Origin of the sequence: Flavobacterium sp. 2755 (genome assembly GCF_031455715.1) — a bacterium.
GTDB lineage: Bacteria > Bacteroidota > Bacteroidia > Flavobacteriales > Flavobacteriaceae > Flavobacterium.
This window is the reverse complement of the sequence record NZ_JAVDTG010000002.1, coordinates 362,730-382,326: the sequence shown is the minus strand read 5'-3', so window position 1 is coordinate 382,326 and position 19,597 is coordinate 362,730. Positions and strand designations below refer to the sequence as shown.

The 19,597-nt window shown below is 32.6% G+C and carries 19 protein-coding genes; 11 read left to right on the top strand and 8 right to left on the bottom strand.

Going from position 1 to position 19,597, the window contains the following annotated elements:
* The first annotated feature begins 236 nt into the window (after positions 1-236).
* Together J2Y38_RS05430 and leuB are read left to right on the top strand one after the other, a co-directional pair.
* Positions 237-1,757, top strand: a complete 1,521-nt coding sequence (locus J2Y38_RS05430) for an alpha-isopropylmalate synthase regulatory domain-containing protein (RefSeq protein WP_309840384.1) — start codon at positions 237-239, stop codon at positions 1,755-1,757.
* A 173-nt stretch (positions 1,758-1,930) separates the two neighbouring features.
* Positions 1,931-2,992: a 3-isopropylmalate dehydrogenase gene (leuB, locus tag J2Y38_RS05425; protein WP_309840382.1), complete on the top strand. Its 1,062-nt coding sequence runs from the start codon at positions 1,931-1,933 to the stop codon at positions 2,990-2,992.
* Between the two features lie 139 nt (positions 2,993-3,131).
* Here leuB and J2Y38_RS05420 read toward each other — a convergent pair whose 3' ends face one another.
* Positions 3,132-3,488: an RNA-binding protein gene (locus J2Y38_RS05420; protein ID WP_073483663.1), complete on the bottom strand. Its 357-nt coding sequence runs from the start codon at positions 3,486-3,488 to the stop codon at positions 3,132-3,134.
* A gap of 125 nt (positions 3,489-3,613) precedes the next feature.
* Complete coding sequence (locus J2Y38_RS05415; RefSeq protein ID WP_309840378.1) at positions 3,614-4,108, bottom strand: DUF6252 family protein; 495 nt, start codon at positions 4,106-4,108, stop codon at positions 3,614-3,616.
* A 190-nt stretch (positions 4,109-4,298) separates the two neighbouring features.
* On the opposite strand from J2Y38_RS05415, the gene J2Y38_RS05410 reads away from it, so the two are divergent.
* From J2Y38_RS05410 to J2Y38_RS05400, 3 genes are all read left to right on the top strand, one after another.
* The gene (locus tag J2Y38_RS05410; protein WP_073483667.1) at positions 4,299-4,871 is read left to right on the top strand and encodes a 30S ribosomal protein S16; all 573 of its coding nucleotides are present in this window, start codon (positions 4,299-4,301) and stop codon (positions 4,869-4,871) included.
* 15 nt (positions 4,872-4,886) lie between these two features.
* Positions 4,887-5,411, top strand: a complete 525-nt coding sequence (gene rimM, locus J2Y38_RS05405; protein ID WP_180857194.1) for a ribosome maturation factor RimM — start codon at positions 4,887-4,889, stop codon at positions 5,409-5,411.
* Positions 5,412-5,530: 119 nt separating this feature from the next.
* On the top strand, positions 5,531-6,193 hold the full coding sequence (locus tag J2Y38_RS05400; RefSeq protein ID WP_309840373.1) for a methyltransferase: 663 nt from the start codon (positions 5,531-5,533) through the stop codon (positions 6,191-6,193).
* Here the strand turns inward: J2Y38_RS05400 and J2Y38_RS05395 are convergent.
* From J2Y38_RS05395 to J2Y38_RS05375, 5 genes are all read right to left on the bottom strand, one after another.
* A complete protein-coding gene (locus J2Y38_RS05395; RefSeq protein ID WP_309840369.1) occupies positions 6,190-7,485 on the bottom strand; it encodes an HlyD family efflux transporter periplasmic adaptor subunit in 1,296 nt (431 codons plus the stop codon). The two genes, J2Y38_RS05400 and J2Y38_RS05395, sit on opposite strands and share 4 nt — an antisense overlap.
* A gap of 2 nt (positions 7,486-7,487) precedes the next feature.
* Complete coding sequence (locus J2Y38_RS05390; protein WP_309840366.1) at positions 7,488-9,680, bottom strand: peptidase domain-containing ABC transporter; 2,193 nt, start codon at positions 9,678-9,680, stop codon at positions 7,488-7,490.
* A gap of 221 nt (positions 9,681-9,901) precedes the next feature.
* Positions 9,902-10,093, bottom strand: a complete 192-nt coding sequence (locus J2Y38_RS05385; RefSeq protein WP_309840363.1) for a hypothetical protein — start codon at positions 10,091-10,093, stop codon at positions 9,902-9,904.
* A gap of 446 nt (positions 10,094-10,539) precedes the next feature.
* Positions 10,540-10,716: a hypothetical protein gene (locus J2Y38_RS05380; RefSeq protein WP_309840359.1), complete on the bottom strand. Its 177-nt coding sequence runs from the start codon at positions 10,714-10,716 to the stop codon at positions 10,540-10,542.
* Between the two features lie 43 nt (positions 10,717-10,759).
* A complete protein-coding gene (locus J2Y38_RS05375; RefSeq protein ID WP_309840357.1) occupies positions 10,760-12,322 on the bottom strand; it encodes a vitamin K epoxide reductase family protein in 1,563 nt (520 codons plus the stop codon).
* A gap of 139 nt (positions 12,323-12,461) precedes the next feature.
* Here J2Y38_RS05375 and J2Y38_RS05370 point away from each other — a divergent pair, with 139 nt between their 5' ends.
* Positions 12,462-12,719: a hypothetical protein gene (locus J2Y38_RS05370; RefSeq protein ID WP_309840354.1), complete on the top strand. Its 258-nt coding sequence runs from the start codon at positions 12,462-12,464 to the stop codon at positions 12,717-12,719.
* Positions 12,720-12,758: 39 nt separating this feature from the next.
* On the opposite strand, the gene J2Y38_RS05365 is transcribed toward J2Y38_RS05370, so the two are convergent.
* A complete protein-coding gene (locus J2Y38_RS05365) occupies positions 12,759-14,513 on the bottom strand; it encodes an AraC family transcriptional regulator (RefSeq protein ID WP_309840351.1) in 1,755 nt (584 codons plus the stop codon).
* Positions 14,514-14,683: 170 nt separating this feature from the next.
* Between J2Y38_RS05365 and J2Y38_RS05360 the strand changes: the two genes are divergently transcribed.
* The 5 genes from J2Y38_RS05360 to J2Y38_RS05340 all read left to right on the top strand — a co-directional run bounded on the left by J2Y38_RS05360 (position 14,684) and on the right by J2Y38_RS05340 (position 19,510).
* Positions 14,684-15,865, top strand: a complete 1,182-nt coding sequence (locus J2Y38_RS05360) for an acyl-CoA dehydrogenase family protein (protein ID WP_053471504.1) — start codon at positions 14,684-14,686, stop codon at positions 15,863-15,865.
* Between the two features lie 86 nt (positions 15,866-15,951).
* Positions 15,952-16,734: a DUF3050 domain-containing protein gene (locus tag J2Y38_RS05355; RefSeq protein WP_291151204.1), complete on the top strand. Its 783-nt coding sequence runs from the start codon at positions 15,952-15,954 to the stop codon at positions 16,732-16,734.
* A 63-nt stretch (positions 16,735-16,797) separates the two neighbouring features.
* On the top strand, positions 16,798-17,565 hold the full coding sequence (locus J2Y38_RS05350) for an SGNH/GDSL hydrolase family protein (protein ID WP_309840341.1): 768 nt from the start codon (positions 16,798-16,800) through the stop codon (positions 17,563-17,565).
* A 304-nt stretch (positions 17,566-17,869) separates the two neighbouring features.
* Positions 17,870-19,039 (top strand): ATP-binding protein, encoded by a 1,170-nt coding sequence (locus J2Y38_RS05345; RefSeq protein ID WP_309840337.1) that lies wholly within the window; start codon positions 17,870-17,872, stop codon positions 19,037-19,039.
* 87 nt (positions 19,040-19,126) lie between these two features.
* Positions 19,127-19,510 carry a helix-turn-helix transcriptional regulator gene (locus J2Y38_RS05340; protein ID WP_309840334.1) on the top strand — a complete coding sequence of 128 codons (384 nt, stop codon included), beginning with the start codon at positions 19,127-19,129 and terminating at the stop codon, positions 19,508-19,510.
* Positions 19,511-19,597: the final 87 nt, after the last annotated feature.

Sequence of the window (19,597 nt, the reverse complement as noted above, 5' to 3'; positions counted from 1 at the left end):
ACCCGACAGGTTTCAAAAACCAGTCGGGTCTTTCTAAATTAAATGAGAAAAAAAATAGAACACGGATAAAACAGATTTGCTATCGCAAAAACACGGATTAATGCGGATTTTATTTTATCCAATAATAAAAAATCCGTTTTATCAGCGTCTTCGCAAAGCGAATCCGTAAAATCAGTGTTCAAATTAAAATATGGATAATCAATAATATCCAACCCGTTAGAAATTACAATATCAATATGGAAAAAAGAAAAATTGAAATAATGGATACGACACTCCGTGACGGTGAACAAACCTCAGGAGTTTCATTTTCTGCTGCAGAAAAATTAACCATTGCGCAATTATTGTTGGAGGAATTAAATATTGATAGAATCGAAATTGCCTCTGCGCGTGTGAGCGAAGGAGAATTTCAAGCTGTAAAAGGCATTACTTCATGGGCAGAAGAACGCGGTTATATTGACCGTATCGAAGTCCTTTCTTTTGTTGACGGTGGTGTTTCAATCGACTGGATGAAAAAAGCCGGCGCCAAAGTACAGAATTTGTTGACCAAAGGTTCAATGAACCACTTAACGCATCAGTTAAAAAAAACACCGGAACAGCATTTTTCTGAAATTGCTCAAATCATCGCTTTAGCAAAAGAAAACAATATTGAAACCAATGTTTATTTAGAAGACTGGAGCAACGGAATGCGAAATTCTCCTGAATATGTATTTCAATTTTTGGATTTCTTATCTACGCAGCCTGTAAAAAGGATTTTACTTCCTGATACTTTAGGAGTTTTAATTCCGTCTTTGGCTTTTGAATTTATTTCTAAAATCAGAGCAAAATATCCCAATATTCATTTTGATTTTCATGCTCATAACGATTACGATTTAAGTGTTGCCAATGTTATGGAGGCTATAAAAGCCGGCATAAACGGTCTTCACGTAACTGTAAACGGAATGGGAGAACGCGCTGGAAATGCACCGCTTGAAAGTACAGTTGCGGTAATTAATGATTATTTGCCAGAAGTAAGCATCAACATCAAAGAAACTTCTTTATATACGGTAAGTAAATTAGTTGAAACGTTTACAGGATACAGAATTCCTGCCAACAAACCTATTGTAGGCGATAATGTTTTTACACAAACTGCCGGAATTCACGCAGATGGTGACAACAAAAACAATCTATATTTTAATGATTTACTTCCGGAGCGTTTTGGAAGAAAAAGAAAATATGCTTTAGGAAAAACTTCTGGAAAAGCTAATATTGAAAAAAATCTTCAGGAATTAGGTTTAAAACTAAATCAGGAAGATTTGAAATTAGTTACACAAAGAATCATCGAACTAGGCGATAAAAAAGAAACCGTTACTAAGGAAGATCTTCCATACATTATTTCAGATGTTTTGGACAGTCATACTTACGAAGAAAAAATAAAAATCGAGTCCTATATATTAGTACATTCAAAAGGAATGCGTCCGTCAACGACTTTGTGCTTAAAATTTGGCGAAGAAATCATCGAAGAAAACGCTCAGGGCGACGGTCAGTTTGATGCTTTTATGAATGCTTTATCAAAGATTTACAAAAGCAAAAAACTAACGCTTCCAAAATTGATTGACTATGCAGTAAGAATACCGCCGGGAAGTAGTTCTGATGCCTTGTGCGAAACTATTATTACCTGGGTAAACAATGGAAAAGAATTTAAAACTAGAGGATTAGATTCCGATCAAACCGTTGCAGCGATTATCGCAACGCAAAAAATGTTGAATGTAATAGCTTAAGGTACTAAGTTGCTAAGATTCTAAGTTACTGAGATTTTTTCTTTGAGCTTAGAACCTTAAAAACTCAGAATCTTAAAAAAAATCAACACCTAGTTGCTAACATATTAAGAAAAAAAACTTAGAATCTTAGCAACTCAGAACCTTAGAACCTTAAAATAATAAATACTTAAAAAATGAAATTTAACATAGCCCTTTTAGCCGGAGACGGAATCGGACCAGAAGTAATAAATGAAGCTGTAAAAGTATCTGATGCTATTGCAAAAAAATTCAATCACGAAATCACATGGACTCCTGCTTTAACCGGAGCTTGCGCAATCGACGCAGTTGGAGTTCCTTACCCAGATGAAACGCACGAAGTTTGTATGAAAGCCGATGCGGTTTTATTTGGAGCAATTGGTCACCCAAAATATGATAATGATCCAAGCGCACCAGTTCGTCCTGAGCAAGGATTATTGTTGATGCGTAAAAAATTAGGATTGTTTGCTAACGTACGTCCAACATTTACTTTTCCTTCTTTAATTGATAATTCTCCTTTAAAAAGAGAAAGAATCGAAGGAACTGATTTAGTTTTCTTAAGAGAATTAACTGGCGGAATTTACTTTGGAGAAAAAGGAAGAAAAGATAATGGAGATACTGCTTTTGACAATTGTGTCTACACACGTGCAGAAGTTCAGCGTTTAGCTAAAAAAGGTTTTGAACTGGCAATGACGCGTTCTAAAAAATTATGCTGCGTTGATAAAGCAAACGTTCTGGAAACTTCACGTTTATGGAGAGAAACAGTTCAGGCTATGGAAAAAGATTATCCTGAAGTTACGGTTTCTTACGAATTTGTTGATGCTGTTGCAATGCGTTTGGTTCAATGGCCAAATTCTTATGATGTATTAATCACAGAAAATTTATTCGGAGATATCTTAACTGACGAAGCTTCTGTAATTTCAGGTTCAATGGGATTAATGCCTTCTGCTTCTGTTGGAGAGCACACTTCTTTATACGAACCAATCCACGGATCTTATCCACAGGCAACCGGATTAAATATTGCTAATCCATTAGCTACAATTTTATCTGCGGCAATGATGTTCGAAGATGCATTCGGATTAAAAGACGAAGCTGAAGCTATTCGTGCTGTAGTAAACAAATCTTTAGAACAAGGTGTTGTTACAGAAGATTTAGCTTCTAAAGGATCAAAAGCATATAAAACAAGCGAAGTTGGTGACTGGTTAGTTGCTAATTTGTAATAAAAAGAAATCGTAGAGGCGCACAGCAGTGCGTCTCCTCGAGATGTTAGACGCACTGCTGTGCGCCTCTACAGAAAAAATCACCATAAAAAAAGGGATCAACTTTCGTTGATCCCTTTTATATTTTAGAAAAAAAATATTAATATCCTCCTCTGTTACCACCACGGTCATTTCCACCACGGTTTCCTCCACCATAACCTCCGCGTGAATCTCCACCACGGCTGTTATTATTGAAGCTTCTTCTTTCACCTTCAGGTTTCGGTTCAGATTTATTAACAACAATTGAACGACCTTGAACAGTAGCTCCGTTCAATTCATCAATTGCTTTTTGAGCTTCCGCATCGTTTGGCATCTCAACGAAACCAAAACCTTTGCTTCTTCCAGTAAATTTATCAGTGATAATTTTAACTGAATCTACTGCTCCATAAGCCTCGAAAGACTCTCTTAAATCTGCTTCCTCAATACTGAATGGAAGGCTTCCAACAAAAATGTTCATATGTACTTATTTATAATAATGTAGCAAATGTAGTCTTATTTTTCTGTAATCTACTATATATTAGTTTATTTATGTTTTTATTTTGATTTTGAAAATCAGCTCATAAAACGCCGTATTTCCAAAAGTTACATCTGATGATGAACAATATCACTTCCTTCAATCGGTACTTTATAAAAAACACCTTCTGTAAAGTTAATTTTTGGATTCTCCGTATCGCTTTCATCTTCATTCATCGCAGTAAATTTAAATGTTCCTGAAATAGTATTAGTATCGGTATCGTATTCTGTAATAACAATTTGACCGTTACCAATATTTGTTCCTGTAGAAAATGAAGATAATTCAGCAGGCAATGTATTTTCATAAGATGCTTTTGAAGTTTCATTAAGACCTAAAATAAAAGTTTGCTCTGCAGAAGAAGCAGTTTGCAAAATAACATTTTCATATCCTAAAGAACCTTCAATAAATACAGTCCCATTTGCACCAAAATAAGCTTTATATGTTTGAGCTCTCCAGAAAACATTATTTTTCAGCGTTTGAAAAGCAGGATTATTGAATTTTACATCCTCTGTACAAGATGTAAGCAGTAGTAAAAAAGATAAGACGTAAAAATATTTTTTCATATATAAAGATGAATTTAATGCAAAAGTATCACATTATGAGGTAAATATTTAAAATTAAAAGTCAAAAAAAAGCTAAAAACCTGTCTTAAATATATTTAATACTTTTTGAAACGGATAATTGATAAAAAAATTATATCTTTGCGCCCTTAATTAACAGAGGTCGAGTACCTCAAAATTTAATCATAAGATTATGTCAGTAAAAATTAGATTACAAAGACACGGTAAAAAAGGAAAACCTTTTTACTGGGTTGTAGCTGCAGATGCACGCTCAAAAAGAGATGGTAAATACTTAGAGAAAATCGGTACTTACAATCCAAACACAAACCCAGCAACTGTTGAGTTAAACCTTGACAGCGCAGTTAAATGGTTACACAATGGTGCACAACCAACTGATACTGCTAGAGCAATCCTTTCTTACAAAGGTGCTTTATTGAAACACCACCTTGATGGAGGTATCCGTAAAGGAGCTTTAACTCAAGAACAAGCTGATGCTAAATTAGCTGCTTGGTTAGAGGCAAAATCTGGAAAAGTTGATGCTAAAAAAGATGGTTTATCAAAAGCACAAGCTGATGCTAAAGCAAAAGCTTTAAAAGCTGAAAAAGAAGTTAACGCTAAACGTTTAGCTGCTGCAGCTCAGGCTGAAGCTGATGCTATCGCTGCTGCAACTCCTGCAGTTGAAGAAGAAGTTGCTGAAGTAGAAGCAGAAGCTGCTACTGAAGAAGCTCCTGCTGCTGAAGAGAATAACGAAACAACTGAAGCATAATTTTACTTAGCGAGAATGCGTAAAGAAGAATGTTTTTATTTAGGTAAAATCGCTAAAAAATTTAGTTTCAAAGGTGAAGTTCTGATCTATTTAGACACAGACGAACCTGAGTTATACGAAAATCTGGAATCAGTGTTTGTTGAACACAACAAACACTTGGTTCCTTTTTTTATTGAAACAAGTTCTTTACATAAAAACGACTTTCTTAGAGTTCGTTTTGAAGATGTAAATAATGAAGAAGAAGCAGATGCACTTGTTGGCAATGCTATTTATCTTCCTTTATCAATGCTGCCAAAACTTTCTGGCAACAAATTTTATTTCCACGAAGTTATTGGTTTCGAAATCGAAGACCAGCGCTTAGGTGTCTTTGGGAAAATTACTTCAATTAATGATTCTTCTGCACAACCTCTTTTCGAAGTTTTAAATGGTGAAGTAGAAATCTTAGTTCCAATGATCGATCATTTCCTAGTTAAGATTGACCGAGAAAATAAAAAGGTTATCATGAACCTTCCGGAAGGATTGGTTGAGATGTACTTATAAAAGTATTCAGTTTACAGTTTTTAGTATTCAGTCACTGCCTTTCGTAATTTTATTTTTAATTTTTAGAAATGTCTTTATTTAGCTTCAAGCAATTTTCCATTAAGCAAGACAAAACAGCTATGAAAGTAGGCACTGACGGCGTTTTACTTGGTGCTTGGACTCCCATTCAGCATAATCCTTTCAGCATATTAGATATTGGTGCGGGAACTGGCATTATTGCTTTAATGCTTGCACAGCGAACTCATGCCGAACAAATTGATGCGCTTGAAATTGATGAAGATGCATACGAACAAGCTGTAGAGAATTTCGAAAATTCTCCTTGGGGCGATCGTTTATTTTGCTTTCATGCCGGATTAGATGAATTCATAGAAGAACCGGAAGACGAATACGATTTGATTGTTTCAAATCCGCCTTTTTACGCTGAAGATTATAAAACGGAAAATGAACAGCGAGATTTAGCACGTTTTCAAGAAGCAATGCCTTTTGAAGAGATCGTCGAAGCTGCTGATTTATTACTTTCTGAAAACGGAATTCTTGCTATAATTCTTCCTTTTAAAGAAGAACAAAAATTCATTGCCTTAGCAAAAGAAGCTGAATTATATCCAATAAAGATTACCCGAGTAAAAGGAACACCAACTTCTCCTATTAAGCGTACTTTATTGGCTTTTAGCCGAAATGAAACTGACGAAATCGAAATCGACGAATTAACAATCGAAATTGACAGACATGTTTATACATCAGAATATATTGAACTAACGAAGGATTTTTATTTGAAATTCTAAACTTGTTCAAAAATACTTTTAAACTGATACAAGATTCTTTCTATTAAGCGTAAATCTTCCGTTACGATTTCTGCGCTTCCTTTCATTTCCTGTTGAAATAAAATTTGTTTGTTATAAGAAGTTTTTAATCCGTCTGGTAAAGCGACATCTATTAATAAATTTCCATCTTTATCCGGAACCAAAGAAATATTCTGAATCTTTCCTTTTAAAACACCAAATTCCCTGTCCGGAAAATTAGCCAGTCGAATATTGACTCTCTGCCCTGTTTTGATTTTTCCTGAATTTAAAGCCGGAGCTTTTACTTTTCCTATAAAACCATTTTTTGCATCGGGAATAATTGAGAAAACATTGTCGCCTAAATTTATCGTTTGGTTTTCTGTCCAAACCTGTAAAAAAGTAACTTTTCCGCTAATGGAAGATTTTAAGGCATAAGCCAGTTCCCAGTCTTTTATCACTTTTTTCAGCTGATAAAACGACTGCGCCATGTTCCTGCCAAGATTAACTTCTTCCTTAGTGCTGTTTGCCTGCGAACTCTGACTCGATTTTGTATTATCGATAAGAGAAGATCTTAACTGAGAAATCGACGACAATAAGCCTCTGTAACTCTTTTGTGCTTGCAGGAAACTTAGTTTTTTAACTTCCATTTCCTGAGCCGAAATAATGCCTTTATTAAACAAAACTTCAAAACGACTCACTTCATTTTTTTGAAGCTGTAGCTCACTTTCATTGATTACTTTTTGCTGCTGCAAAATTTCTAATCTTTCCTTTATTTGGATTTTTTCAGAAATCTGTGCTCTGTTTTCAATTGCAAAAGGCTGCAGGTCATGATTTAATTCCTGTGCCTGATAATCTTTCTGAAAAACAGCATAAGCACTTTCTATTTCTCCAAGCTGTGTGTTTTTTAATTTTGAAAACGGAAATTCTATTTTTGGATCATTAATGTTATAATTATCAACAATACTTTTCAGCAGGAAAACATCGTTGTAATTCGCTGTGTTTTCTATAATAGCAAGTGTGCTGTTTTTAGACACAACTGATTTGTTTTTAACCAAAATAGCTTCAATACGTCCAGATGTTTTGGCAACAATTTTCTCCGGCGGGATATTGGTCGTAATCACAATTTCAGTATTAACAACATCCGGGTATTTTATAAACCAGGAAACAAAAAAGAGCATCAGTATGATTACGAAAATCAAAACCGTTCCCCAGCGAATCATCCAGTGCGGCACTTTGGTGAGAATGTCCTGAACTTCCTCGCTTCTTAATTCAAATGTGCTGTTATCTTCTTCCATGATTAATTTCCTAACTGCAATTGATTTTTAACCAATTCAAAATAATTTCCTTTCTGTTCCACCAATGACGAATGTGAACCTATTTCAATAATTTTCCCTTTTTGCAAAACTACAATCTGATCTGCATTCATAACTGTACTTAATCTATGCGCAATTACAATTACGGTTTTGTTTTTAAAGAAAATATCCAGTTTCCGCATAATCTCTTTTTCATTATTGGCATCCAAAGCTGATGTGGCTTCGTCAAAAAACAATATTTCCGGGTTTTTATAAACTGCCCTGGCAATTAAGAGTCTTTGTTTTTGTCCTGTACTCATTCCGGTTCCTTCGGCGCCAATTTTTGTATTATAACCAAGAGGAAGCTCACTGATATATTCTTTGATGTTGGCTACGTCTGCTGCATAAACCAATCGTTCTTTATCTACTTTATCTACTCCAAAAGCAATATTATTGGCTATTGTATCGCTAAAAATAAAACCTTCCTGCATTACAGCCCCAATGTTTGAACGCCAGGCTTTCTGCGAAATGTTTTTCAACTGTGAACTGCCAATATTGATTTCGCCTTTTTCTGGTTCATAAAACTTAAGAAGCAGTTTCATTAAAGTCGTTTTTCCACTTCCGCTCACGCCTACTATAGCGGTTACTTTATTGGCTGGAATCACAAGGCTTAAATCATCTAAAACCGGAATATCTGATCCTAAATAACGATAAGAAAGATTTTTAATTTCAATATCTGCATCATACGGCACATCATTGGTCTGATGAATTTCCTGCTGGGTTTCATCTTCTTTTTCATGAATTTCAGATAATCTTGCCAAAGATATTTTAGCATCCTGCAATTCTCTCACAAATTCAATAAGCTGGGTTATGGGTCCATTTAAACTCCCTACAATTGAACTTATAGCCAGCATCATCCCTAATGTTATTGAACCGTCTATTACTAATTTGGCAGATAAGAAAATGATAAAAATATTTTTTAACTCATTTATAACTGAAGAGCCTATAGATTGTGTCTGCTCTAAAACCAATCCTTTTATCGAAACCCTGAACAATCTTGCCTGTACATATTCCCAGCTCCAGCGTTTTTGTTTTTCGGCATTGTGGAGTTTGATTTCCTGCATACCGTTAATGAGTTCCATTACCTTACTTTGTTCCTGAGAAACCTCAGCAAAACGTTTATAATCTAAAACTTCCCGTCGTTTTAAAAACAATGTAATCCATCCAAAATAAAGAATACTTCCTGCAAAAAATACTAGAAATATCTTTAGATTAAAGTAGGCCAAAACACCTCCCAAAACAAACATATTGATTACAGAGAATAATACATTTAAAGAGGATGTGGTCAGTATTTTTTCGATTCTGCGGTGATCGTTAATGCGCTGCATGATATCTCCTGTCATTCTCACATCAAAAAACGAAATAGGCAGATTCATTAATTTAATAAAGAAATCTGAAATTAAGGAGATATTGATTCTGGTTGAAAGATGCAGTAAGATCCAGCTTCTGATAAGTTCAAGGCCCGTTCTTCCGGCAAAGAGAAACAGCTGTGCAAAAAGAATTAAATATATAAAATGAATGTTCTGGTTTTGTATCCCTACATCGACAATACTCTGGGTTAAAAACGGAAAAATAAGCTGCAGTAAACTACTCGCTAAAAGTCCTATACTCAGCTGGATCAAAAATGATTTATATCGCCAGACATATTGAGACAACATTCCAAATCCTAAACCTTTATTGTCTTCTTTATCAAATTCAGACTGAAAGAATTTTGGCGTGGCTTCTATTAATAAAGCAATACCTTCCTGAGTAGAATCATCGGCATTGTTTCCGATCCAGAATTTTAGAAAATCTTTTTTATTATATTCAATTAATCCAAAACCGGGATCTGAAATATAATAAGTTCCTTTTTTTATTTTATAAAGTACAACGTAATGATTTTTGTTCCAATGCAGAATGCATGGCAGAGGTGCTTCTTCGAGTCTTTCTGCATTTAATTTTACGCCCAGTGTCCTAAAACCAATTTTCTCGGCAGCATCGCTTAAAAAAAGCAAATTACTTCCTTCACGAGTTGTCTCGCTGCTGTCGCGCAACTCCTGAATGTTGATTGTTTTACCATAATGTTTGGCTATGATCTTTAAACATGTAGGTCCGCAATCTTTAAAATCTGCCTGCTTATAATTGATGAATTTTTTCAATTCTGATATTTGGGTTTATTCTTAGCAATATTATACAAAAATTCTTAAAAAAATAAAAAATGATCTAAATTATATCAATTTCAATTTTATCATAATTAATATCTTTATTTTTCTCTCTAAACAGTATTATTAAATACATTCAAAAAAATTATTTGGGTTTATAAAAAGAGAAAGCTTTGCTAAATAAATAACAAAGCTTTCAAATACTATTCAATAAATTTTTAAGATTCCAGTGGGCAGTTTTCCTCAATAACCGACGCGCAAGTTTCACCTTCGCCTGGATGTATAATACCTGCAAAAAGACCCGTTCTAGGGCAATAGCAAGCCTCTATACCAGGCCCTCCGCCATTAATACTTTTCTTTTCACTTACACTTAAAATTTCAACTCCAGTTAAATTTTTTAATTTTTTCATAATTTGATTTTTGTCTATATTTAATAGAATGTTTACTATGGGATAAATTATTATGTTTCAATCTTTTTGTTATTGATCGCCGAGATTTATATTTATAGTATTTTTACTACTCTTTTGTTTTATGACAAAAAAAGAGAGAACATAATTCTCTCTTAAATATTCAATATATTTTAGTAATACCAATTTCTCTAGGAGATGGCACTTGATCAGCCCTAACCAAATAAAACCGACCCAAGTGACCAATTATCCTGAGAATCCCGACACCAATCATCAATGTTGGGATAAATTGCTCAATGTTCCACGATCGAGCGCCTACAAATTAAAAAAAACATGACTAAATTTTAAAAAGGCTTTATTGTTTATTACTTTAAATAATTTAAAATTGACAGCAAAAATTATTCGAAAATTCTCTGCTGGTTCTACTCTAACAATAATCGTACAGTTTTTTAATTTGCTCCAGAATAATTTAATTCTGAAAAATAATCTGTGCAATCATCGTAAGCAATTATCGAATTTGCATCACATTTAGATGATACTTCTTTACTAAAGATGTCAATGATAGTTTTTTGTTCACTAGCACTTATTTCTTGCGTTCCTTCTAAGTTTAATATATTTTTTAGCATAACTGTGAATTTTTAATTGTTAGAGAATTTATTAAATGTCAAACTAGGCTATTCTTTCTAGTACTGTTGTTTCTTTTTCTTCGACAAAGTCGTTTAAAAAGTATTTCAATTCACTTAATTCATATTCATTAGGAAACAACCTTTCGTTAACAATTTTTACCGGAGTGTAATTAAAGTTGTTTTTAGAACACCACTCATATTGTTTATTTATTTCCTGATTTATCATCATACTGACATTGTCAACATTCCATTTTTTTAACCATTTTTTCAAACTCATTTTTTTAATATGCCAGTCTGAAATGGCTTCAACTGTTTTTCCCGGAGTTGATCTGTTTATTGTTAAAAGTCTTTCAACAACCGCTTTATACGGATTGTCAATATTTTCAGGATTGATATTGAATAAAACACTTAAATATATTTTATCCGGAAATTTTAAAACTAAGTCAAAAGCTTCCTGAAACGTTTTATGACAATGAACACAACTTGGACTTATAATTACCGCCAGTTTTACAACAGCACTTCTGTTTCCAAAATTTAATCCTCTTAAATCTTCAAATCCATTTTGATGTATAACTTTTTTAGATAAAAAGTTTAATAATGAATAATTTCTTTTGAATTTTTTGAGCTCTTTTAAAGAGTTTTCATTATTAAGAACATCTTTAGCAATTGATTTTACAACAAATGCAATTGGTATAAGAAGGATTAAAGAAAATAAAAACGGGAAAATTGCACTAAAACTAAAACTTAACGTAAATAAGTCTGATGAAAACCAAATTATACTTTGTGTAAATATTAAAAAGGAAACCATTAAACACATCACACACCATCTTTGAAGTTCAAATTTTTGAATCCAGATTGAAGACACAATAATTGGAATCGCCAATAAACTTAAAAATCCAACAAAAATTGACGAGCTCGCTGGTTGTACTAATATTGAAATAAAGCTTGCACCAAAAAACAAAAGCGGCAAGTCTGAAAAGCTAATCCATCTATTCTCATAATTCTCACTAAAACTCAAAACAGAGTTACAAGAAGAATTTGTGCTTAAATTGCAAAAGTTGGTAATAAGATTGTTTTTAAAACCAAGTTTTTCCTGAACAATTAAAATACTCACAATTAGTCCTAAAGCTGATGTCAGCAAAAACACAGTGCTAAAAATACTGTATGAACTATAAAAAAATGATAATCCAGCTACAAGTATAAAAGGTATAAGATATTTTAACCAGTTTAATTCAACTTTTAAATTTTCTCTTGCTACTACATTATTTGGTTCGATTGCAACAATTACTCCATTCCAGTCTAAAAGGAATTTTTCGTATGAAATTTTTTGAACACCTTTTTTTATTGTGTTAATACGAACAAAGTCTTTTGCTTTTTCAACTAAGATTAATTCCTCTTTAAAATAAGCTAAAAAGTTTGACGGTAAATCAACTATTTGTTCCTTTGGAACTCTTATAGCAGCATTCTCTATCGACAACAAATCAAACGAATCTGTTATCGCAAATAAACTTGGATAATTTGGGTGTGAAAGAAACAAGTCTTTAAACTCGTTTTTCACATCCGAATATCTGTTTATTTGAAGAAATTTTTGGATAAGTTTTAGCATCTTTGAAACCTGTTTTAAATCGAATTACAGTACAAAGATTGTTGTTTTTATTCTAAAAATATTGGTGAAAGCACACATTTTATATATTATACTACATACAATTTATAAATTATAGCATGTATAATTTAATTGCAACTAATTGATTTTCAATAAATTAAAAGCAAACATGTTTCAAAAAAGAGTTCAAAACCCAATTCTCGATCAAGAGCTTCAGTTTTTATTTAGTTTTGATAAATCAGTAACCGTAACATGTAAAAAGATGGCAAATATGAAATTAAAATTCGAAGATTTCCAGGGAGAAAAATTATCAAAAAATCAACAAAAAATGGTACTAGGAGGAGATCCACCACCACCACCAGTTGATCCTGGAAAAAAAGATAATAATGGTAACGGATAATTGTTTCCTTATTTAAGCTTCAATAAGTTTTTTTTAAAACTAGATATTATTCGCAAATTGAGCTGGAGATACTCCAGTTCTTTTGCGAAATGATTTGGCAAAAGAAACTGCATTTTTAAACCCTACACTTTCTGCAATTGCTTGTGTTGAATATTTTCGATACATATGATTAGTAATCATTTCATTGATTACATAATTAATTTTTAACTCATTTGAGTATTCTCCAAAAGATTTCCCAAATCGTTTGTTCACTACATAAGATAAATAAGTAGTATTTGTTTTTATTTTTTTAGCCACATAAGGCAAAGTAAAATCTGCATTTAAATACTCTAATTTATTTTCAAGTGCCAGTAATTTTTCGACAATTTTATTTTCTTTCGCTTCATCAATACTCAGCGTAAGATTTTCCTTTTTAAGATGAATTTCTTCTGTTTCAAGAATTTCTTCTACTTCTTCCGGCTCAATTTCAGCATTATTTTTCTTTTCAATGTTTGCCTTAAACTCTTCTATTAAAGCATTCATTTTTTTATGTGCCTTATTTTTATCCCTTATATTTTTTATCAATAAAAATACAATTCCAACAACTAATAAAACATAAAACACCTTTAATGCCTTATTAATAAGCACATCATACTGATATTTTTCCTGAATAACTACCATTTCTTCAGTCAAATCATTTACTCCTAATTTATAATTTACCTCTAAAGCTTCATGATTTAGTTTTGTCTGGAAATCTTCATAGTTATCCAAGTAAACTTTAGAATGTTTATAAGCCAGCTCAGGTTCATTCTTTATATTGTAAATTTTCGCCTGATAATAATTTGACTTCAAAAAATCCATATTATTGGACTTTGTTATTTCAGCAAGAGAATCACATTTTTTAAAGAAAACCAGTGCTTTATCGTACTTTTTGGTAGTAAAGTATATATCTCCTAAATTATAATTGGCAACACATAATAAATCTGGCTGATTGTTTTGCTGTGAATAAAATACAATATCATAATATGTTTTTTCAGCAGCCTTATAGTCTCCTTTCCAATTGTATATATTACCTAAACTTAACTTCGCAGTAATTTTATTATCTGCAAAATTCTGTGAATAATTAATTGCCCTTTTATAATAGTATTCTGCCGAATCAAGTAAGAATTTTTTATCTGAATTTTTAATAAAATAGTTTTCGTAAGCACTTCCTAAATTAACATTGATGTTACTTTTTCTATTTAAAAAATCTTCCTTGGTAAATATTCCTTCGTTTTTATCGACAAAATCATTCAGTTCCTTTAAATTCTGAATCGCTAATTGATAATTTCCAACAGCTTCGTTAATTAAAGCTATGTTTCCTCTAAATTTTACAATTTGTATAATGTCGCCAATTTCGACAGAAAGCTTCATTCCCTGCTGATATTTGTCTAGCGCAGCACTAAAATTACCTCTTTTCCATTCTGCCAAACCACCATAATTATAGATGTAGGACTTTAATTGTATTTTATCACGTGATTCCGGAACTTTTTCCAGGTATTTAAGAGCTAAAGAATATTTTTCTTTAGAAAGTTTAGTATTTCCTTTTATCTGAAACAATTGAGTCATTGCTCCATTTGCAAAAGCTAAATGTTTAAAATTGCTTGATTTTGACATCTCCTTAGCGTATACAAGGGCACTATCGACATTTGCATTATAATTTAGTCGAATTTTTTCCTGCAATATAAGATACTCCTCTTCAGTCAGTGCACTTTTCTGTTGGGCAAATGCAGTATTAAGAACAAAAAAAAGTACAAAAGAGATGATCAGCCTCATTCAATTTATGTTTTTTTGGAATCTCAAAATTAGTCTATAAATTATCAATAAACTAAAATTAATTTACCTAATTTGTGATTATTTTTTAACTAATGTATAAAAATATAACAATTTATCTTTGTTTTGTTATATTTTTATTACGTAAATTTGTTTTGTAAAATTACTCAAAAATGAAACCAGACTTATTTCAAGCTCCAGATTATTACAACCTTGACGATTTGTTAACAGACGAACATAAACTAGTTCGAGAATCTGCACGTGCGTGGGTTAAAAGAGAAGTTTCTCCTATTATTGAAGAATATGCTCAAAAAGCAGAATTTCCTAAGCAAATTATAAAGGGACTTGGAGAAATTGGCGGATTCGGGCCTTATATTCCTGTTGAATATGGAGGTGCCGGCTTAGATCAAATTTCTTATGGCTTAATTATGCAGGAAATTGAAAGAGGAGACTCTGGTGTAAGATCAACTTCGTCAGTACAATCTTCTTTAGTAATGTATCCAATTTGGAAATACGGAAACGAAGAACAGCGTATGAAGTATTTACCAAAACTAGCAACTGGTGAATATATAGGATGTTTTGGTTTAACAGAACCAGATCATGGTTCTGATCCGGGAAGTATGATTACCAATTTTAAAGATATGGGAGATCATTATCTTTTAAATGGTGCCAAAATGTGGATTTCGAATGCTCCTTTTGCAGATATTGCTGTTGTTTGGGCAAAAAACGAAGAAGGAAGAATTCACGGTTTAATTGTAGAACGCGGTATGGAAGGTTTTACAACTCCTGAAACTCATAATAAATGGTCGCTTCGTGCCTCTTCAACCGGAGAATTAATTTTTGATAATGTAAAAGTTCCAAAAGAAAATCTATTACCAAATAAATCTGGTTTAGGAGCTCCGCTTGGGTGTTTAGATTCAGCACGATACGGAATTGCGTGGGGAGCAATTGGAGCTGCAATGGATTGTTACGATACTGCTTTACGTTATGCTAAAGAAAGAATTCAATTTGGAAAACCAATTGGAGGAACTCAATTACAGCAAAAGAAATTGGCCGAAATGATTACCGAAATCACAAAAGCACAATTATTAACCTGGCGTTTAGGCGTTTTGAGAAATGAAGGAAAAGCTACAACAGCTCAAATTTCGATGGCAAAACGTAATAATGTCAACATGGCGATTCAAATTGCACGTGAAGCCAGACAAATGTTAGGCGGGATGGGAATTACAGGTGAATATTCAATTATGCGCCATATGATGAACCTGGAAAGTGTTATAACTTACGAAGGAACTCACGATATTCATTTATTGATTACCGGAATGGATGTAACTGGAATTCCAGCATTTAAATCATAAACATCTATTAAAATATATATAAAAACAATATAAAAAAGCTTCTTCTAACCGAGAAGCTTTTTATATTTGCCCCAAAATTTACATAAATGAATATTGAAACTATAAACAATAGCATTCAACCTCAAAAAGAACAGCTTTTAAAACACTCCTTATACAATAAAATCCAAACGATTGATGATTTACACAGCTTTGTAGAAAATCACGTTTTTGCTGTTTGGGATTTCATGTCTTTATTAAAAGCTTTACAAGCCAAACTTACTTGTACTACAACACCTTGGTTCGCCACTAAAAACCCAGAAACAAGATATTTAATCAACGAAATTGTTCTTGCCGAAGAAACTGATTTAAGCATCGACGGAAGAAGACAAAGTCATTATGAAATGTATCTTGAAGCAATGGAAGACTGCGGTGCAGACACTACAGAAATCAATAAATTTTTAGCCGAAGTAAATTCGCTTCACAACATTTTTGTTGCTATTAAACAAAGTTCGCTTCATCCAGAAATTAAAGCTTTCCTTGATTTTACTTTTAGAGTAATCGAAGAAGGAAAACCACATCAAATTGCCGCAGCATTTACTTTTGGAAGAGAAGATTTGATTCCGAGTATGTTTACCGAAATCTTAGGCAACTTTCAAAAAAACCTTCCCGATACAGACTTAAGCAAATTGCTGTATTATTTTGAAAGACATATCGAATTAGATGCTGATGAACACGGACCAATGGCAATGCAGATGATTACTGATTTATGTGAAGACGACGCACAAAAATGGAAAGAAGTTGAAGAAGTTTCAATTCTTGCTTTAGAAAAACGCATCGGACTTTGGAATGCCATTGAAGAAGAAATTCTAATGAAAACAGAAATGGTCTAAAAACCATACCAAGATATTTAACGTAACTATTTGTTTAAACAAGCCAATTAATTTAAACAAATTATGAAACCGCAATTCAAACAAATAGTTACCGTTATTCTTTCAGTTTTTCTATTAAGCTGCAGTACCGAAGAATCTTCTTCAGAAACTTCTGTTACGCCAAGACCTGTAACTCCTCCTCCAACAACACAAGTTCCTACTACTCCAATTTCTAAATCCATAAATTATCTAGCTTTAGGAGACAGTTATACTATTGGCCAAAGTGTTTGTGAAACCTGCAGATATCCGGAACAATTAAAAACCAGCTTAAAAGCTCTTTATCCCGAAACTAGTTTTTCCTTAAAAGTAATTGCTACAACAGGCTGGACAACCAATAATTTACTTACTGCAATAAAAGAGCAAAATCCAGAATCAAATTATGATTTGGTAACTTTATTAATTGGCGTAAACAATCAATATCAACACAGGGATTTTTCTATGTATGAAAAAGAATTTCCCGAATTAGTTACAAAAGCAATTGCCTTGGCAAAAGGCGATAAAAAAAACGTAATTGTTTTATCGATTCCAGATTATGCTTATACTTCTTTTGGAATGATGTTTGGAATCGAAGGAAGAATGAAAATCACCGAAGAAATAAACAAATACAACACTTTTGCCGAAAACTACTGCATGATGAATAACATAACATTTGTTTCTATTACAGATATCACAAGAAACGGATTGACTAATACAAGCCTGGTTGCTTCAGACGGTTTACATCCTTCAGAATCTGCTTATACAATGTTTGTGGAGCGTATATTGCCCAAGGTAAAAATGGCTTTACAGGATTGATTTTTTCTTTTAAAGAAGCAGAAATTAAAATTTCCAAAAGACCAATTGTCCCGCTATACACTTTATCTTTTGTGGTCTCGTTAAAGAAACGAAACCACAAAAGGATGCCGTTTCTATCGGGGCTAAGCCAGTAAAAATATTTCTTTGTTAATTCTTAGAAAATAAAAATACAAGAAAAAACCTATAATATTCAAAATAACAACATCAGTGATGGCTTTATTTCCAGATTAAAATTGCACTAATTATATTTAAAACCAAGACATTAAATTCAGTTAGGCTATATTTGAGATAAATGCGCGGGAAAATGAGTAAAAAAAAGATGGTTTCGCCTAAGGCTGTTACTTTTTCAGAAAAGATTAAAGCAAATCATAATGATGAATTATTACTTGTTAATAAAAGACTTGCACAACAAATCGAAGAGCGAAAAAAACGTGCGGCGGAATTAATTATTGCCAATACTGAGCTTGCTTTTCAAAATAAAGAAAAAGAAAAACGAGCTGCCGAATTGGTTATAGCAAACACTGAACTTGCTTATCAAAACAAAGAAAAGGAAAAACGGGCTGCTGAACTTGTCATTGCCAATACAGAACTTGCTTTTCAAAATAAAGAAAAAGAAAACCGCGCGGCTGAACTTGCTATTGCAAATAAAGAATTAGCTTATCAAAACCTAGAAAAAGAAAAACGTGCTGCAGAACTTCTCATAGCCAATGAAAATCTTACTTTTCAGAATATTGAAAAAGAAAAACGTGCGGTCGAATTAAGCCTTGCTAATAAAGAACTTGAGGCATTTACTTATATATCAACTCATCATCTTCAGGAACCTTTGCGAAAAATTCAGGTTTTTTCGAACCGAATTACAACAGATGAATATCAAAATTTAAGCGAAAAGGGGAAGTATTATTTTGACCGTATAGAAGTCTCAGCTTCTCATATGCAGGCGCTTATAAATGATTTATTGACTTATTCACGTACAAGTGTCACCGAAAAGACATTTGAAAACATCTCTCTTAATACGGTTATAAACAAAGTGCTGGAAAATTTGAAAGAAGAAATAACAGTAAAAAAAGCTATTATCGAATTATCTGGAAATTGTAAAGCCTATATAATTCCATCTCAGTTTGACCAGTTAATGTGTAATCTAATAAGTAATTCCCTTAAATTTTCGAAACCCGAAGCGACACCTCATATAATCATTGAAACCCTTTATACCAAACCAAAAACTAATACAAAAAAGAAATCTTCGGCTGGTTATTGCCATATTACAATTACCGATAATGGTATTGGATTTGACCCCCAGTTTGAAACACGTATTTTTGAAATGTTTCAGCAGCTTAACAGCAAAACGGATTATAAAGGAACTGGTATTGGTCTTGCCATCGTTAAAAAAATTGTAGAAAATCACAATGGAATTATTACGGCAACCGGAAAATTAAATCAAGGAGCTAAATTTGATATTTATATTCCCGTAGCGTAATAAAAAAAGAAAAGAGTATCTTACAAAAACGAACCTGTTTTTTACTAAAATCTATTTTCTTTAAAAATTTTTAAATACCTTTGATTCATGAGCACAGCAACAAAACCATATCATATAGGGCGAAAAATTAGCCGTATTCGTGAACTTAAAGACATGAAACAAGAAGCACTTGCACAGGCTTTGGGAACAAATCAGCAAGCAGTTTCAGCTATGGAAAACAGCGAAACCATAGACGAAGAAAAACTAAAAGAAGTAGCAAAAGTACTTGGAATGACAGTTGAAGCAATTAAAAACTTTTCGGAAGAAGCCGTAATTAATTATTTTAATAATATTTACGATAATGGAGTTTTTAATACTGGCAATTATTGTAATTTTAATCCTTTAGACAAAGTTGTTGAACTTTATGAGCGTTTGGTTCAGGCTGAAAAGGATAAAAATGAATATTTGGAGAAATTGTTGAAGGGGAAATAAAGTTTTTGATAAAATATAAATTTTGAAAAAAAGAGATCTCTATAAGGCCTCTTTTTTTGTGTTTATAATTTTTATTTTTACCCTATT

What these genes read in the sequence shown, in the direction of transcription:
- J2Y38_RS05430 (WP_309840384.1), top strand. Translation starts at nt 237, where the DNA reads ATGGAAAAAAGAAAAATTGAAATAATGGATACGACACTCCGTGACGGT.
- leuB (WP_309840382.1), top strand. Translation starts at nt 1,931, where the DNA reads ATGAAATTTAACATAGCCCTTTTAGCCGGAGACGGAATCGGACCAGAA.
- J2Y38_RS05420 (WP_073483663.1), bottom strand. Translation starts at nt 3,488, where the DNA reads ATGAACATTTTTGTTGGAAGCCTTCCATTCAGTATTGAGGAAGCAGAT.
- J2Y38_RS05415 (WP_309840378.1), bottom strand. Translation starts at nt 4,108, where the DNA reads ATGAAAAAATATTTTTACGTCTTATCTTTTTTACTACTGCTTACATCT.
- J2Y38_RS05410 (WP_073483667.1), top strand. Translation starts at nt 4,299, where the DNA reads ATGTCAGTAAAAATTAGATTACAAAGACACGGTAAAAAAGGAAAACCT.
- rimM (WP_180857194.1), top strand. Translation starts at nt 4,887, where the DNA reads ATGCGTAAAGAAGAATGTTTTTATTTAGGTAAAATCGCTAAAAAATTT.
- J2Y38_RS05400 (WP_309840373.1), top strand. Translation starts at nt 5,531, where the DNA reads ATGAAAGTAGGCACTGACGGCGTTTTACTTGGTGCTTGGACTCCCATT.
- J2Y38_RS05395 (WP_309840369.1), bottom strand. Translation starts at nt 7,485, where the DNA reads ATGGAAGAAGATAACAGCACATTTGAATTAAGAAGCGAGGAAGTTCAG.
- J2Y38_RS05385 (WP_309840363.1), bottom strand. Translation starts at nt 10,093, where the DNA reads ATGAAAAAATTAAAAAATTTAACTGGAGTTGAAATTTTAAGTGTAAGT.
- J2Y38_RS05380 (WP_309840359.1), bottom strand. Translation starts at nt 10,716, where the DNA reads ATGCTAAAAAATATATTAAACTTAGAAGGAACGCAAGAAATAAGTGCT.
- J2Y38_RS05375 (WP_309840357.1), bottom strand. Translation starts at nt 12,322, where the DNA reads ATGCTAAAACTTATCCAAAAATTTCTTCAAATAAACAGATATTCGGAT.
- J2Y38_RS05365 (WP_309840351.1), bottom strand. Translation starts at nt 14,513, where the DNA reads ATGAGGCTGATCATCTCTTTTGTACTTTTTTTTGTTCTTAATACTGCA.
- J2Y38_RS05360 (WP_053471504.1), top strand. Translation starts at nt 14,684, where the DNA reads ATGAAACCAGACTTATTTCAAGCTCCAGATTATTACAACCTTGACGAT.
- J2Y38_RS05355 (WP_291151204.1), top strand. Translation starts at nt 15,952, where the DNA reads ATGAATATTGAAACTATAAACAATAGCATTCAACCTCAAAAAGAACAG.
- J2Y38_RS05350 (WP_309840341.1), top strand. Translation starts at nt 16,798, where the DNA reads ATGAAACCGCAATTCAAACAAATAGTTACCGTTATTCTTTCAGTTTTT.
- J2Y38_RS05345 (WP_309840337.1), top strand. Translation starts at nt 17,870, where the DNA reads ATGAGTAAAAAAAAGATGGTTTCGCCTAAGGCTGTTACTTTTTCAGAA.
- J2Y38_RS05340 (WP_309840334.1), top strand. Translation starts at nt 19,127, where the DNA reads ATGAGCACAGCAACAAAACCATATCATATAGGGCGAAAAATTAGCCGT.